General features: G+C 41.9%; 10 protein-coding genes. 1 reads left to right on the top strand and 9 read right to left on the bottom strand.

Annotated elements, in window-relative coordinates; translation table 11 throughout:
- Positions 1-82 precede the first annotated feature (82 nt).
- The 6 genes from comGB to pbp1b form a co-directional block, all read right to left on the bottom strand.
- The gene (gene comGB, locus HMPREF3112_RS00840; protein WP_129852292.1) at positions 83-1,183 is read right to left on the bottom strand and encodes a competence type IV pilus assembly protein ComGB; all 1,101 of its coding nucleotides are present in this window, start codon (positions 1,181-1,183) and stop codon (positions 83-85) included.
- Entirely contained in the window at positions 1,065-2,006 is a 942-nt protein-coding gene (gene comGA, locus HMPREF3112_RS00835; RefSeq protein WP_048674224.1) for a competence type IV pilus ATPase ComGA, read from the bottom strand. The genes comGB and comGA overlap by 119 nt, the downstream gene beginning before the upstream one ends.
- Positions 2,007-2,085: 79 nt before the next feature.
- A complete protein-coding gene (locus HMPREF3112_RS00830; RefSeq protein WP_002887019.1) occupies positions 2,086-2,448 on the bottom strand; it encodes a DUF1033 family protein in 363 nt (120 codons plus the stop codon).
- Between the two features lie 162 nt (positions 2,449-2,610).
- Positions 2,611-6,249 (bottom strand): DNA-directed RNA polymerase subunit beta', encoded by a 3,639-nt coding sequence (rpoC, locus tag HMPREF3112_RS00825; RefSeq protein ID WP_070437474.1) that lies wholly within the window; start codon positions 6,247-6,249, stop codon positions 2,611-2,613.
- 100 nt (positions 6,250-6,349) lie between these two features.
- Positions 6,350-9,931, bottom strand: a complete 3,582-nt coding sequence (gene rpoB, locus HMPREF3112_RS00820) for a DNA-directed RNA polymerase subunit beta (protein WP_002885744.1) — start codon at positions 9,929-9,931, stop codon at positions 6,350-6,352.
- Positions 9,932-10,290: 359 nt separating this feature from the next.
- The gene (pbp1b, locus tag HMPREF3112_RS00815; protein ID WP_070437472.1) at positions 10,291-12,714 is read right to left on the bottom strand and encodes a penicillin-binding protein PBP1B; all 2,424 of its coding nucleotides are present in this window, start codon (positions 12,712-12,714) and stop codon (positions 10,291-10,293) included.
- A 101-nt stretch (positions 12,715-12,815) separates the two neighbouring features.
- Here pbp1b and tyrS point away from each other — a divergent pair, with 101 nt between their 5' ends.
- Positions 12,816-14,072, top strand: coding sequence for a tyrosine--tRNA ligase (gene tyrS / locus HMPREF3112_RS00810; RefSeq protein ID WP_003092098.1), 1,257 nt, complete (start codon positions 12,816-12,818; stop codon positions 14,070-14,072).
- Between the two features lie 153 nt (positions 14,073-14,225).
- Here the strand turns inward: tyrS and ilvC are convergent, their stop codons facing one another.
- The 3 genes from ilvC to HMPREF3112_RS00795 form a co-directional block, all read right to left on the bottom strand.
- Entirely contained in the window at positions 14,226-15,248 is a 1,023-nt protein-coding gene (gene ilvC, locus HMPREF3112_RS00805; protein WP_002885764.1) for a ketol-acid reductoisomerase, read from the bottom strand.
- Positions 15,249-15,323: 75 nt separating this feature from the next.
- Positions 15,324-15,800 carry an acetolactate synthase small subunit gene (ilvN, locus tag HMPREF3112_RS00800; protein WP_002892046.1) on the bottom strand — a complete coding sequence of 159 codons (477 nt, stop codon included), beginning with the start codon at positions 15,798-15,800 and terminating at the stop codon, positions 15,324-15,326.
- A complete protein-coding gene (locus HMPREF3112_RS00795) occupies positions 15,793-17,493 on the bottom strand; it encodes an acetolactate synthase large subunit (RefSeq protein WP_070437470.1) in 1,701 nt (566 codons plus the stop codon). Before HMPREF3112_RS00795 ends, ilvN begins: the two co-directional genes overlap by 8 nt.
- Positions 17,494-17,590: the final 97 nt, after the last annotated feature.

The following is a 17,590-nucleotide window of genomic DNA, read 5'->3' as shown; positions in this document are numbered from 1 at the left end:
TTATAGAGCGTTTTAGTAACCTTTATTTCAATCAGTGTAAAAGCTCGTAATTTAACGGCATTCAATTTTTTCAACATCATTTTCATGACATCATTCCTTCCATATTTTGATACATTGGTAATAGCATAGCTGCATAAATCATTACAATCACGATAGCAACAATAACAAAAATGAGGGGTTGCACAAAGGTTGTTGCCTTATTAAGACGGTTAAAGAAAGCCTGCCAAACCTCTTCAGCATAGACTTCTAACTCATAGCCCAACCTAGCATTAGCCTCTCCATAAGCAATAATTAAGGATAGTTCCTTAGTGAAGAAAGGGTGACTAGCAATACGATCAGGAAAACTCTGTCCTAGCATCAAGGCTTCCTCTAAATCAGCCCCCAGCTCACGAAAAAGCTTTGATTTTTGCTCTTTCATTAGAGCAACTAAGTCTAGCAAGTCAATACCTTGCCCTAAGAGATTTCCCCATTCTCTAGCATAATAGGCAGTCGTATATAGCCTGACAGTTTGGCCTATAAAAGGGATTTTGGCCATTCGTCGATAAAAGACAAGGGCTGACTGGCGTTTGACCCATAGATAGAGAATTAAGCTTAATACAAGAAGTCCGCACAAAGTCACAAAAAAGAGTTGGGGAAAAATTTGAACCAACTGTACAGCCCAATTCTCCTTACCATCCCCCTCTAACAGTTGAGGCAGAAGATAATTTTTGAGCCCCAACATAATCAGAACTAGGAAACCCAGAAGTAGAATAGGATAGGTTGCTACCTCCATGAGTTTCTTACGAACCTTGGTCATACGAAGCATATAGGTTTCAATCTTGGTTAAACTCCCTAGAAGATTACCGTGCTTATCAGCAAGGGCAATCTGAGTAACAATATTGTCCGAAAAGCCCACTGCCGCAAACATCTGGTCCAACCTATCGCCTCGCATTAAGCTCGCTTTCATAAGAGACAATGACGATTCTTTCAACAGGTGACTTCGCTCCAAAAAGGCTACGATTTCAGTCAAGGTAAACCCTGCCTTTAACAGTTGTTTGAAAAGCTGGATAACCTTGAGTTGCTGATTAATCTTTAATTTTTTCCCCTTGGATATCCCCTTCAGTGAGATATCCTTGTTTAACCAAGCCTTCCAACTGCTGGTTCCAGCTGGTTGACGAATGGCTTTGGAAATTTTCACTGGCAAAATCTATCACACCTCCTCCCTTAATCAGACGCATGTAGGCAATCCCTTGAAGAGCATTATCCAACTCGGACTTATCTACACCAAGGTCCAGAAGACGCTCATAAACACCTGACACACTCTTTGCGTGAATAGTTGAAAGAACAGTAACTCCCGTCAGACTAGCTCTAATAACCGCTCGAGCAGTCTCCTTATCTCGAATTTCTCCAATAATCAAAACATCCGGGCGGTGACGTAATGATAGCTTAATCAAATTATCATAGGTCATGTCAATTGCTTGATTCACCTGGAGTTGCAAGACATTATCCTGTTTAATTTCCACAGGGTCCTCAATCGAAATCACCTGCTGCCCCTTAAAACGCTCCTGAACCAACTCATGCATAAGCGTAGTCTTTCCAGAACCAACGGGACCTGCAAAGAGATATAAGCCACGATAATCCAAAGCATCCATAATAGGCTGGATTCCTTGATTCCAGTACACTAATTCTCGACGTTCAGAATGTAGAACACGAATAACTAAACTTTCTAAGCCGCGATAATCCCCAACGGTAGACAAACGCAGAGAAACCCTTTGACCATCACCACAATCATAGTCACAGGAACCTAGTTGACTCCTACGCTTCTCACCCACCATCATTCCCGCCACAAATTTAAAGTGACCAATAAGACTAGCCATGAAATCAGGCCGATATACATCAATTAATCTCCTCTCCTGACCAACTCGCATATAGAGCTCGTAATTATCCTGACGTGGAATGACATAAATGTCTTGAGCCCCACAACTATCAGCATTTTTGATCATTTCCTTAGCAAATTCTGTTACCATAAGGACCTCCTCATAGACCTATTCGTAAAAAGTTTAAGAAAATGAAAAAAAGCTCGAAATTTTCGAGCTTCTGGATTATTTAACGTTTAATTTTACAGTGGGCATGATTTGGAAGGTCATTTCGCTTTTCATATCCCGGACGGTATTTTTCCTCAGGAATTTCCTGCCAATCATCCAAAAGAGCAATCGATTGATAGACCTGCAGGTATTCGTCACACTCCTCACACCAGTGCTTATCCTCTTGATCCCAAAAAGCAGTCATGACACTACTACGGCTGATATAACTTGGCAAGGTTTCTTCCATCGCAAACCAAAGTTTTTTATAGTACTTGAGGGCATCGTAAAAATTTTCAAATTCCTTAGTACTGATGATATCCTCTTGCCATCCTTCTAGGAACCACCACGGTTCCAAATCCCCTTTCATTTCAACTACTTGGTACATTTTTCTTTCTCACTTCATCTTTGGTGTTCTTATTATACAAAATTTTCTGGAAAAGATAAAAAAAATGGTCTTATATTTTATATTTATCAAAAATAGAAGAAATTCTAGTCATATAAATACGAAAAGAACCCACAATTCATTGTGAGTTCTTTTGCTTTCATTTTAGTCTTCAGATGATTCCACAATTGCTTCGTCAACAGCAATGTTTTCAATAACTTCAACTTCGTTAACTGAAAGTGGTTCAATGTTACGGTAACGAGCCATACCTGTACCAGCAGGGATAGTCTTACCAATGATAACATTTTCTTTAAGACCAAGGAGATGGTCTTTCTTACCACGGATAGCTGCATCTGTAAGGACACGTGTTGTTTCTTGGAAGGAAGCCGCTGACAAGAATGAATTTGTTTCAAGTGAGGCTTTCGTAATACCAAGAAGGACTGGACGAGATGTTGCAGGAACACCACCAGAGATAACAATATCCTTGTTAGCGTCTGTAAAGTCAGAAATGTCCATAAGTGTACCTGGAAGGAGATCTGTATCCCCTGGATCCATAACACGTACTTTACGAAGCATTTGACGAACCATTACTTCGACGTGTTTGTCACCGATTTCTACCCCTTGGCTACGGTAAACTTTTTGTACTTCTGCAAGAAGATAAGTTTCAACTGACAAGGTATCACGTACTTCAAGGAGACGTTTAGGTTGGATTGAACCTTCTGTCAAGGCCGCACCACGGTGTACTTCGTCACCCACTTCAACTTTCATACGAGCTGTAAATGGAACAACGTATTCACCCATTCCAGTCTTACCTTGAACGAAGACTTTCTTAGTACGTGTTGCAGCATCTTCTTCGATTTCAATAACAGTACCCTTAACTTCAGTGATAACCGCTTCCCCTTTAGGGTTACGTGCTTCAAAGATTTCCTGGATACGTGGAAGACCCTGTGTGATATCGGTGTTTGAGGCTACCCCACCGGTGTGGAAGGTACGCATAGTAAGCTGTGTACCAGGTTCCCCGATAGATTGAGCGGCGATAGTACCAACTGCTTCACCAACTTCAACCGCATCACCTGTTGCCAAGTTGATACCGTAACAGTGACGGCAGACACCGTGACGTGTGTTACATGTAAAGACTGAACGGATAGTTACTTCTTCAACACCAGCATTGACAATAGCAGCAGCCATGTCTTCAGTAATCAAAGTATCTGGACCTACGATTACTTCACCTGTTGTAGGATTCTTAACTGATTTCTTAGTGTAACGACCTTGAAGACGTTCTTCAAGTGTTTCCGTAACTTCTTTACCATCAGTAATCGCACGGATGAGAAGACCACGGTCTGTTCCACAGTCGTCTTCACGGATGATAACATCTTGGGCAACATCAACCAAACGACGAGTAAGGTAACCTGAGTCGGCTGTCTTAAGGGCCGTATCGGTCATACCTTTACGCGCACCGTGAGTAGAGAAGAACATTTCCAAAACGCTCAAACCTTCACGGAAGTTTGAAAGGATAGGCAATTCCATGATACGTCCGTTAGGAGCAGCCATCAAACCACGCATACCGGCAAGTTGAGAGAAGTTAGAGATGTTACCACGAGCTCCTGAGTCCATCATCATAACGATTGGGTTCTTAGGATCTTGTGTCTCAATCAGACGTTTTTCAAGTGCTTCTTTCGCTTCACGCCATGTTGTTGTAACAGCAACATAACGGTCATCATCTGTCATCAAACCACGACGGAAGGCCTTGTTAATTTCTTCAACACGGTGGTGAGCAGCATCAATAATTTCTTGTTTGTTATCGATAACTGGGATATCGGCGATACCCACTGTCAAACCAGCAAGTGTTGAGTGGTAGTAACCAAGGTCTTTCAAACGGTCAAGGAAGGCTGATGTTTCAGTCGTACGAAGACGTTTGAAGGTTTCAGCGATGATGTTACCAAGATTTTTCTTCTTGAATGGCGCATTAATTTCCAAACTATCAATAACTGTTTGGATATCTTGACCTGGTTCAAGGAAGTACTTATCTGGTGTACTATCTGTCAAGTTCTCATTTGTTGTTTCTTGAAGATATGGAATTTCTGCTGGAATGATTGAGTTAAAGAGAATCTTACCAACAGTTGTAACCAAAATCTTGTGAAGTTGGTTTTCTTTCCAAGGTTTATCAGGCATGCTGTCTACTGCGATACCGACACGGCTATGCAAGTGAACATAACCATTACGATAAGCCATAACTGCCTCATCAATATCCTTGAAGACCATACCTTCACCCTCACGGCCGTCTTCTTCCATAGTCAAGTAGTAGTTACCAAGAACCATATCCTGAGATGGCGTTACGACCGGTTTACCGTCTTTAGGGTTAAGGATGTGTTCAGCCGCAAGAAGGAGCAAACGTGCTTCAGCTTGAGCTTCTTCAGACAATGGAACGTGGATGGCCATTTGGTCACCGTCAAAGTCGGCATTGTAGGCCTCACATACCAATGGGTGAAGACGAAGGGCCTTACCATCAATCAAGACAGGTTCGAAGGCCTGGATACCCAAACGGTGGAGGGTAGGTGCGCGGTTAAGAAGTACTGGGTGTTCCTTGATAACATCTTCAAGAATATCCCAAATACGTTCATCACCACGTTCAACCATACGTTTAGCGGCTTTCACGTTACCTGCGTATTCACGCGCAACGATTTCACGCATCACAAATGGTTTGAAAAGTTCGATGGCCATCAAACGTGGCACACCACATTGGTACATTTTAAGTGTTGGACCAACGGCGATAACGGAACGTCCAGAGAAGTCAACACGTTTACCAAGCAAGTTTTGGCGGAAACGACCTTGTTTACCTTTAAGCATGTGGCTCAAAGATTTAAGTGGACGACTACCTGGTCCAGTGATTGGACGACCACGACGACCGTTGTCGATCAAAGCGTCAACCGCTTCTTGGAGCATCCGTTTTTCGTTTTGCACGATGATACCTGGGGCATTCAATTCAAGCAAACGAGCCAAACGATTGTTACGGTTGATAACACGACGATAAAGATCGTTCAAGTCAGATGCCGCAAAACGTCCACCATCCAATTGAACCATTGGACGAAGGTCTGGTGGCAATACTGGCAAGATGTTAAGCACCATCCATTCTGGTTTGTTACCAGACTTGTAGAAGGCATCAAGAACGTCCAAACGACGAACAGCTTTAACACGTTTTTGACCAGTTGCTGTTTTCAACTCTTCTTTGAGTTCAGCAATTTCAGCTTCCAAATCTACTTGTTTCAAGAGATCTTGGATAGCTTCGGCACCCATTTTAGCGACAAATGAACCATGTCCATACTCTTGCAATTTTTCACGATATTCACGTTCTGTCAAGAGAGATTTTGGTTCAAGTGGTGTTTCCTTTGGATCAATAACCACGTAAGCTGCGAAGTAAATAACTTCTTCAAGCGCACGAGGACTCATGTCCAAAGTCAATCCCATACGAGAAGGGATTCCCTTGAAGTACCAGATGTGTGATACTGGTGCTTTCAACTCGATGTGACCCATACGTTCACGACGAACCTTAGCACGTGTTACTTCAACACCACAGCGGTCACAAACGATACCTTTATAACGGATACGTTTGTATTTCCCACACGCACATTCCCAGTCTTTGGTAGGACCAAAGATCACTTCGTCGAAGAGACCTTCGCGTTCTGGTTTGAGCGTACGGTAGTTGATTGTTTCAGGTTTCTTAACTTCACCATAAGACCATGAACGGACCTTAGTTGGTGAAGCTAGTGTGATTTGCATACTTTTAAATCGATTTACGTCAACCACTAGTATTACCTTTCTTTTGTTCTATTGACAATAGCAGCGCTATTCTCACCTTTATCAGCTACCTTAGCAGAGAGAGTGAGCTCCCTCTCTAAAGCTTATTTTATTCTGTTTTATCTGAAGCTTCTTCTTTAGCTTTTTCTAATTCAGCAGCTTCTTTAGCTTGTTGTACACGTGCTTTTTCAAGATCATCAACGTGCATGACATCATCGTCTTCACCTTCATCAAGATCACGTAATTCAACTTCGTAGTCATCCTCATCAAGGACACGCATATCAAGACCAAGTGATTGCAATTCTTTAACAAGTACTCGGAATGATTCTGGTACACCTGGTTTTGGAATTGGTTTACCTTTAGTGATAGCTTCATAGGCTTTCAAACGTCCGTTAACGTCATCTGACTTGTAAGTCAAGATTTCTTGAAGGATATTTGATGCACCATAAGCTTCAAGGGCCCAAACCTCCATCTCACCGAAACGTTGTCCACCAAATTGTGCTTTACCACCAAGAGGTTGTTGGGTAACAAGTGAGTAAGGACCTACTGAACGAGCGTGAAGTTTATCATCAACCATGTGGTGAAGTTTGATCATGTACATGACACCAACTGACACACGGTTATCAAATGGTTCACCTGTACGTCCATCGTAAAGGATTGTCTTAGCATCACTATCCATACCTGCTTCACGAACAGTATCCCAGAGATCTTCTGAGCTTGCTCCATCAAAGACTGGTGTTGCGATGTGGATACCCAAGTTACGTGCAGCCATACCAAGGTGAAGTTCCATAACCTGACCGATGTTCATACGTGATGGCACCCCAAGTGGGTTCAACATGATATCAACTGGTGTACCGTCTGGAAGGTAAGGCATGTCTTCAACCGGAACAATACGAGAAACAACCCCTTTGTTACCGTGACGACCGGCCATCTTATCTCCGACCTTGATCTTACGTTTTTGAGCGATGTAAACACGAACAAGCATGTTAACACCTGATTGCAATTCATCACCGTTTGCACGTGTGAAGATTTTAACATCACGAACGACACCATCACCACCGTGAGGTACACGGAGTGACGTATCACGTACTTCACGAGATTTATCACCAAAGATAGCGTGGAGAAGACGTTCTTCAGCAGAAAGGTCTTTTTCACCCTTGGGTGTTACCTTACCAACAAGAATGTCACCTTCTTTAACCTCAGCACCGATACGGATAATACCCATTTCGTCAAGGTCTTTGAGGGCTTCTTCACCAACGTTTGGCAATTCACGTGTGATTTCTTCAGGCCCAAGCTTTGTATCGCGTGTTTCTGATTCGAATTCTTCCAAGTGAACAGATGTATAAACGTCATCTTTCACAAGACGCTCACTCATGATAACGGCATCCTCGAAGTTGTAACCTTCCCATGTCATGTATGCGACGATAGGGTTTTGACCGAGGGCCATTTCTCCACCTTCCATAGATGGACCATCAGCGATAAAGTCACCTTTTTCAACAATATCGCCAACCTTAACCAAAGTACGTTGGTTATAGGCAGTACCTGAGTTTGAACGACGGAATTTTTGAATAGTATAAACATCAAGAGAACCATCTTCACGACGAACTTCAACTTTATCAGCATCAGAGTAGACAACTTTACCGTCGTGTTGGGCGATAACTGCAGCTCCTGAATCGTGGGCAGCTTGATATTCCATACCAGTACCAACATAAGGTGCTTTAGGATCAATCAAAGGCACAGCCTGACGTTGCATGTTGGCACCCATAAGGGCACGGTTAGAGTCATCGTTTTCTAAGAAAGGAATACATGCTGTCGCAACGGCAACTACCTGTTTAGGAGAAACATCCACGAAATCTACAAGGTGTGATGGGTACTCTTGGTTATTACCTTGGTGACGACCCATAACGATTTCTTCTGCAAATGTTCCATCTTCGTTCAATTTAGAGTTAGCCTGAGCAACTGTGTACTCATCTTCTTCATCAGCAGTCAACCAAACCACTTCGTTGGTTACTTTACCAGTTGCACGGTCAACCTTACGATATGGTGTTTGAATGAAACCGTACTTGTTAAGGTGTCCGTATGAAGACAAGTTATTGATCAAACCGATGTTAGGTCCTTCAGGTGTTTCAATTGGACACATACGACCGTAGTGCGTGTAGTGCACGTCACGAACTTCATATCCGGCACGGTCACGTGTCAAACCACCAGGTCCCAAGGCTGACAAACGACGTTTGTGTGACAACTCTGACAATGGGTTGTGTTGGTCCATGAACTGTGACAACTGTGAAGAACCGAAGAATTCTTTAACAGCTGCAGTTACAGGGCGAATATTGATGATTTGTTGTGGTGTCAAGACTTCGTTATCTTGAACTGACATACGCTCACGTACGTTACGTTCCATACGAGCCAAACCAATACGGAATTGGTTAGCAAGCAATTCACCAACGGCACGGATACGACGGTTACCAAGGTGGTCGATATCGTCTACTTTACCGATACCTTCAGCAAGGTTGAGGAAGTAACTCATTTCAGCCAAGATATCCGCTGTTGTCAAAGCACGAACTTTGTCATCTGGGTTGGCATTACCAACAATTGTAACCACACGATCTGGATCATTTGGTGCAACAACCTTGAATTTTTGAAGAACAACAGGTTCTGTAACCACCGCATAATCGTTTGGTGTGTATACAAATTTGTTCAAATCACCATCCAAGTATTCTGCGATTGAATCAATCACATCACGTGTCATTTCAGTACCAGCTTCAACAAGGATTTCACCTGTTTCAGGATCTACCAAGTTTTCAGCAATTGTTTGTCCCAAAAGACGTGTCTTGATGTTAAGTTTTTTATTGACTTTGTAACGACCAACAGCAGCCAAGTCATAACGACGTGGATCAAAGAAACGAGCTACAAGCAAGCTACGTGAGCTGTCGGCAGTTTTTGGTTCACCTGGACGAAGACGTTCATAAATTTCTTTAAGCGCTTCATCAGTACGTGAATCTGCTGGGTTTTTGTGGATATCTTTTTCAATGGTATTACGAACCAACTCGCTATCACCAAAGATATCAACAATTTCGTCATCACCTGAGAATCCAAGCGCACGCACAAGCGTTGTGAATGGAATCTTACGTGTACGGTCGATACGAGTGTAGGCAATGTCTTTTGAATCTGTTTCAAGCTCAAGCCATGCCCCACGGTTAGGGATAACTGTTGATCCATAACCCACTTTACCGTTTTTATCAACCTTATCGTTAAAGTAAACACCAGGTGAGCGCACCAACTGAGAAACGATAATACGTTCACCACCATTGATGATGAAAGTACCCATCTCAGTCATAATAGGGAAATCTCCGAAGAAGACTTCCTGAGTTTTGATTTCACCAGTTTCTTTGTTAATAAGACGGAAAGTCACAAAGATAGGTGCTGAGTATGATGCATCGTGGATACGAGCTTCTTCAAGTGTATACTTAGGCTCTTTCAATTCGTAACCAACGAATTCCAATTCCATAGTGTCTGTGAAGTTTGAGATAGGAAGTACATCCTCAAAAACCTCTTTAAGACCAGTATCCAAGAATTCTTTGAATGAATCCGTTTGGATTTCAATCAAGTTTGGTAAATCAAGAACTTCTTTGATTCTTGAAAAACTACGACGGGTACGATGTTTCCCGTATTGAACGTCATGTCCTGCCAAGTCTTCTACTCCTTTTCTACATTCGAGACCTGCTTTGCAAGTCGTGCACTTTAAATATTTGTCTTCTGCCTTGTTCAGTCGCTTGTCCCATTAACAAGTGATTAAACACTAACATCCACTTATCTGATCAAGGATAAGCAAAACTCTTAGTATTTGAATTTTTAGAACCTTTAAATATGAGTTACAACACTTGAAAATCCTAAAAATAAGCACAAAAATAGCAGCTAAATCTGACCGAAAAAACGTTGATTTAACTGCTGTATCTCTTGATTGGACAATATTTCAACCAAGTAAGACGACAAATAGTTGTCTATATTATACCTAATTTTTTGCTTTTTTGCAAGTTTTCTTGGGAATTCCTAATGCCCTCCAAGAATGCTAGACCAGGCTTTTTGATAGTCACTGTCAGTTCCACCAATAGCAAATTTGTAGGTTGTATCTCCAGGCCCATTTTTAGCCCAATAAGTATCGACCATTTCACCACTTACAGAAACATTACGACCATTGACAGACACTGTTGCTGGTTTAAGGCCTGTTGATTTGAGCACACTTGCCTTAATAGCACTTGAATCGATATTAAACTTATCTCCCGTTTTAAAAATACCTGGATTGGCATTGTAGATGGCGGAAGTTAAACGAGCCATATATTGCGCATTGTAGGTGTAACCCGTTTTAGAATTGGTTGGTGTATTATTGTCATAACCAGCCCAACCACCAAGAGTAATACCAGGCGTTGAGACGATCAACCAAGCATCTGCAAAGTTATCTGTCGTTCCTGTTTTACCCATCCAGTCAGCTGAGGCTGCTGCACCATTGACATTTTTCAATTCAGAATGAAATTGAGTTGTCGCTCCCTTAACCACAACTTCCTTGAGCAGGTTATCCATGATGCTAGCCGTAGCTCTTGAAAAGACTTGAACCCCTTCAGATTTATGCTGATAGATAACTTCGCCAGTCCGGTCAGTAATACTATCAATCATATGACCCTTCTCATAGACGCCACCATTTGAAAGCATCTGATAGGCATTTACTTGCTGGGCAACCGTGGTTTCAATTCCCCCGCCAAGAGGTAAACTCTCGATATTGTAGTTAGCAATCTTATAACCCATCTTGGTCATGTAACCCTCAACGTCAACATCATGACGTTGAAGCATTTGATATGTCCAAAAGGCTGGAATATTCCACGAGGTATTGAGTGCCTCTTGTAGGTTCATCATAGCTGTACCCTTATCACCATCATGGAGAATAGGCGTTCCACCCGTAAAATTAGTTGGGTAGTTAGAAAGGATACTTGAGCTACCCATTAAACCTTGATCAATAGCAATTCCATAAGCAATAATAGGCTTAATAGATGAGCCTGGGGAGCGTGCCGTATCAAAAGCATGATTATTTTGATTATTTTCGTAACTACGACCACCAACAAATCCTAGAATTGCTCCAGTCGCATTATCCATGAGCACATTTCCGACTTCAACTCCACTATTTCCACCTTGGTCGAGGAGGCCACCATATTGACTCGCAGCATCTTGCATCGCATTATAAACTGCATTATCAATAGTTGTCTTAACGCTGTAGCCACCGGTTTGTAGCTCTTGTAGGGCCCTCTCACGATAGCTTTCCTTGGTCTTATCATTTTTCAAATCTTGACTCGATACCTTGTCACGTTTAACTAGATAATCATACATGACATCCTGAGCCTCAGACATGACAGAATAGTACAAATAGTCATGACTTACGGCATCAGACTTCTCACCAGCCTTGAAATCTTTAGTGATATCATAATCCTTATAGCTTTCATACTGCGACTTATCTAGATAGCCACCGCGATAAAGATTGTAGAGTACATCTTGCTGACGTGCTAAGCCATAAGAAAGATCCTCTGCATTTTTTAATTGACCGTCAGCTGTATAAGGTGAGTAGACAATCGGGCTCTGTGGCAAACCTGCCAGATAAGCCGCCTGAGGAACTGTCAAATCCGCTGCAGATACCCCAAAAATACCTTGAGCAGCCTCCTCAATACCAGCAATATTTTTCCCCTTGTTGTTACGTCCAAAAGGAGAAACATTCAGATAATCGGTTAAAATTTCATTTTTAGAAGCGCGACGCTCCAATTGTAAGGCATAGATAATCTCTGCTGCCTTACGTTTAAAGGTTGGCGCATCGCCTGTTACCTGTTGCTTGATTAACTGCTGCGTTAGCGTCGAACCACCACTTGAAGAGCCAACCCCCAAAACTGATGACACCAAAGCCCTAAAAACTGCCTTTGGTACAACACCCTTATGCTTTTTAAAATTTTCATCCTCAGTCGCAATGATGGCATTTTTGACATTGTTAGAAATCGCATCACTCTCAATAGGTGTTCTCAGCAAGTCAGTATCAATATCCGCAATCTTCTTGGAATCGGAATATCTCATCGAAGATACCAAACTAACCTCACTAATCTGATTCAACAAGGTTTTGTCCTTAATCGACGGAACAGACTCAATTTGACTCCCCAGATAACCCAAACCAATTCCTGCACCGAATAAGGTAAGAACGATAATAACCACATAAAAGAAATCAGACAAGAGCTTTAAAGTTTTTAAGAAAACATCACCCATGTCTAAGAGTGTCATCCCATCCTCAGGCGACTTCCGTGCTTGCTTACGATTCCACTTAGATCCAGTCGTAGCTTTCCTTTCTTTAAAAGATTTATCTCCTCTTTTAGACCTAGAACTAGCAAACTTTGTACGAATAGTCTGCCCTAGTCGCCTAAAATAATTTATTATTTTTTCAAAATTCATAGAAATACCTCAAAGCCTATTATAACAAACTTTGACAAAGCTTGCATAGGGTTGCTTTCTTTTGGTATAATGGTTCAGAATATACTTTACTGGAGAATATCATGACAATTTTTGAAGAACTAAAAGCACGTGGCTTGATTTTTCAAACCACTGATGAAGAAGCCCTTGTAAAAGCCTTTGAAGAGGGACCAGTCTCATACTACACTGGTTATGACCCAACAGCAGACAGTCTCCACCTTGGACACCTTGTCGCTATCCTTACAAGTCGCCGACTTCAATTGGCTGGACACAAACCTTACGCCCTCGTTGGTGGTGCAACAGGTTTGATTGGTGACCCATCATTTAAAGATGCTGAACGTAGCCTGCAAACCAAAGAAACTGTTGAAGGTTGGGTTGAAAAAATCCAAGGACAACTCTCTCGTTTCCTTGATTTTGAAAATGGTGACAACAAGGCCGTTATGGTCAACAACTATGACTGGTTTGGTTCAGTCAGCTTCATTGATTTCTTACGTGACGTAGGTAAATACTTCACAGTTAACTACATGATGAGTAAGGAATCTGTTAAGAAACGTATCGAAACAGGTATCTCTTACACTGAGTTTGCCTACCAAATCATGCAAGGTTACGATTTCTATGAACTCAACGATAAGTACGGCGTAACCCTCCAAATTGGTGGTTCTGACCAATGGGGTAACATGACAGCAGGTACTGAGCTCTTGCGTCGTAAAGCAGATAAATCTGGACACGTCATCACTGTACCACTTATCACAGATTCAACTGGTAAAAAATTCGGTAAATCAGAAGGTAACGCTGTCTGGCTTGATGCTACTAAAACAACCCCTTACGAAATGTACCAATTCTGGCTCAACGTCATGGATGATGACGCCGTTCGCTTCTTGAAGATTTTCACTTTCTTGTCACTTGAAGAGATCGAAGAGATCGGTAAAGAATTTGACCAAGCTCGTCATCAACGTTTGGCACAAAAGGTTTTGGCTCGTGAAGTTGTTACTTTGGTCCACGGTAAAGAAGCTTACGAACAAGCTGTTCACATCACTGAACAACTCTTCGCTGGTAACCTTAAAGCTCTCTCAGCACGAGACCTTAAAGTTGCCCTTAACGGTGTCCCAACTTATGAAATTTCTGCAGATGAAAATCTGAACATCGTTGAACTTCTCGTCAATGCAAAAATTTCACCATCTAAACGTCAAGCACGTGAAGATGTCCAAAACGGCGCTATCTACATCAACGGTGAACGTGTACAAGACTTGGATTACACTCTCTCAGACACAGATAAAATTGATAATGAAATTACTGTTATCCGTCGTGGTAAGAAGAAAAACTTTGTCTTGACTTACTAATTTATAGCTATTCTCACTCCTTAATGGAGTGAGTTTTTTTGTTGCACTATATTTTACAATTTATCTACCAAAAAAGAGCAGTAGGATTGATTCCCAACTACTCTCTTCAGAACACAAAAAACCAGCACTAGGCCGGTTTTCGAGACTATCACATTAGTTATAGATTTTGAATGCGTCGTCGTCGTTTTGACCAACGAATGGCATTGCTTTACGCAATTCAGCACCAACTTTTTCGATTTCAAGGTTAGCAGCTTCTTCACGGTAAGCAGTAAGTTTTGGACGTCCAGCCTTGTAGTCGTTAACGAAGTCGTTAGCGAATTTACCATTTTGGATGTCAGCAAGAACTGCTTTCATATTTTCTTTCACTTGTTCAGTGATAACACGTGGACCTGATACGTAGTCACCGAATTCAGCAGTGTTTGAAATTGATTGACGCATTTTCTTGAATCCACCTTCGTAGATCAAGTCAACGATCAATTTCATTTCGTGAAGCACTTCAAAGTAAGCCAATTCTGGAGCATATCCAGCTTCAGTCAAGACTTCAAAACCAGCTTCGATAAGGGCAGTCAAACCACCACAAAGAACTGCTTGTTCACCAAACAAATCTTCTTCAGTTTCTTCTTTGTATGTTGTTTCAAGAAGACCAACACGTGCTGCACCAACACCTTTACACCAGTCCATAGCGATGTCTTTAGCGTTACCTGTAGCATCTTGGTATACTGCGTAAAGTGCAGGAACACCAAAACCTTCTTCAAATGTACGACGTACCAAGTGACCAGGTCCTTTAGGAGCACACATGAAGACATCAACATCTTTAGGAACTTTGATGAATTCGAAGTGGATGTTAAATCCGTGTGCGAAACCAACAGCATTACCAGCTTCAAGGTTTGGAGCAATTTCTGCTTCGTAAAGTTCTTGTTGGATTTCGTCTGGAGCCAAGATCATGATAACATCAGCCAATTTAGTTGCTTCTGCTACTGTGTAAGTATCAAAACCATCTTCCTTAGCTTTATCAAATGATTTACCTGGACGAACACCGATGATCACATCGTGACCTGTATCACGCAAGTTTTGTGCATGCGCATGACCTTGTGAACCGTAACCGATAACGGCGATTTTTTTACCGTCAAGTGCTGCTACTTTTACGTCTTTTTCATATTCCATTTGAACTGCCATAGTAATATGTCTCTTTTCTAAAAAAATAATTTATTGCCTTTTTAAGGCTGGGTTAACAAATTTAAGTTGGATTTTTTAATCACGGGTAAATCCAGTAGCACCCGTACGAGCGATATTTTTGATTCCGTAAGGACGAATAACTCGTAGAAGCGCCTCGCTCTTTTCAGCATCACCAGTCATCTGGATAGTGATAGAGCTTGGTGCCACATCAACCACCGAAGCACGGAAAGGTTGAATAATCGCCAAGATTTCAGCACGTTTAGAGGTTGGTGCTGATACCTTAACTAGGATAACTTCACGTTCCAAGTGTGGCTGATCCGTGATATCACGGATGCGAATCACATCAATCTGACGATTAAGCTGTTTGATGATTTGTTCCACTTCATTTTGAGTATTCACATCAATAATAATCGTAATACGTGAAACGTTAGGATCCTCAGAAGCCCCTACAGAGATACTTTCAATGTTAACTTGACGTCGTGAAAGAACACCTGTGAAGCGGTTAAGGACACCTGAACGGTTCTGAAGTTTAGCTGTTAACATTCTACGCATTGAACTTCACCCCCAACATTTCGTGATTACTCTTACCAGCCGGAACGATTGGCAAGACATGCTCTTTACGAGAGATATCCACCTCGATGAACATTGGCACGTCTTCCTTGATAACTTCCAAATCCTGATCAATTGTCTCTGGATTATCAAACTTGTAAGACTTAATGCCGTAAGCTTGAGCCATCAATTGGAAATCTGGAAGGGTATCAAAGACAGACTCTGATGTACGCCCTTCGTAGAAGGACTCTTGCCATTGACGTACCATACCAAGTGAGTGGTTATTCAACATAACAACCTTGATTGGCACCTTGTAAACATTTAAGATAGCCAATTCTTGATTCGTCATTTGGAAACCACCATCACCAACAAAGAGGATAACTTCTTTATCAGGATTAGCAATTTTAGCACCAATTGCTGCTGGAACACCGAACCCCATTGTTCCAAGACCACCTGAGGTCACCAATTGACGCTCATTTTGGTATGGATAATACTGAGCTGTCCACATTTGATGTTGACCAACGTCAGTAACAACAACCGCGTCACCCTTAGTCAATTCACCGATACGCTCGATAACTGCCTGAGGCTGTACCATACGTTCCTTCTTATCGTAAGAACGTACACGCTCTTTATCTTTTGTAACTTTTTCAATCCATTTTTCAGTGTTATTCTTAACCACTGGTTCTGCTAAGAGCATTTCAAGAGCTTGCTTGGCATCACCAACAACTGGAAGGTCCACTGCAATAATTTTACCAATCTCAGCTGGATCTACATCAATATGGACAACCTTGGCATTCTTGGCAAATGTTTTAGGATTACCTGTCAAACGGTCATCAAAACGACAACCAATGGCAATCATAAAGTCAGCATCGGTCATAGCAATGTTAGCTGCATATGAACCGTGCATACCACCCATACCCAAGAAGAGGGGGTGACTAGTAGCAATTGTCCCTTGACCTAAAAGACTTGTAACAACTGGGATTTGGTAGCGTTCTGCAAAAGTAACTAGCTCCTTAGCAGATTCAGAATAAGACACCCCACCTCCAGCTACAATAACCGGCTTCTTAGCTTTACCCAACTGCTTCAAGATTTTCTTGATTTGCATTTCGTTTGGTCTTAGCGTCGGTTGGTAACTTGGAAGATTAATTTCAGGATCGTTGATGAAGGCTGTTTCCTTAGCCACGACATCTTTAGGGAGGTCGACAACAACTGGACCAGGTCGGCCAGTTGTTGCAATATGAACCGCTTCCCTAATAATACGAGGAATATCAGCTGTATCGCGAATCTGATAATTGTATTTGGTAATCGGCATGGTAATTCCGACAATGTCAGCCTCTTGGAAGGCATCCTTACCAATACCTGGTGTTGCGACCTGACCAGTAAAGACTAGGAGAGGTACGCTATCACTCATAGCATCTGCAATCCCGGTAATAGCATTAGTGGCACCAGGACCACTCGTTACAAGAGCAACACCGAGTTTACCAGTTGATTTGGCATAACCTTCAGCTTCGTGCAGACTTCCTTGCTCATGACGAGATAAGATATGATTAATCTTGTCATTTTTGTAAATAGCATCATACAAAGGAAGAACCGCTCCGCCAGGATATCCAAAGATAGTTGAAATCCCAAGTTCAAGAAGTGTATCTAGAATTAAATCAGCACCAGAGCGTGCTTCTTCAAGTTCAATTTTCTTCACATGGACCTCCTTTAGTAGTTGTTTTTTTCGAATTGTCTAAAAATTCAAAACCTTGTATACTATGATAACATTTTTAACCAAATTTGCAAGGGTTTCG

It is taken from the genome of Streptococcus sp. HMSC10E12, assembly GCF_001807855.1.
GTDB classification, from domain to species: domain Bacteria; phylum Bacillota; class Bacilli; order Lactobacillales; family Streptococcaceae; genus Streptococcus; species Streptococcus salivarius.
The sequence above is the reverse complement of the archived record's forward strand: the minus strand, read 5'-3'. Positions and strand labels throughout refer to the sequence as shown.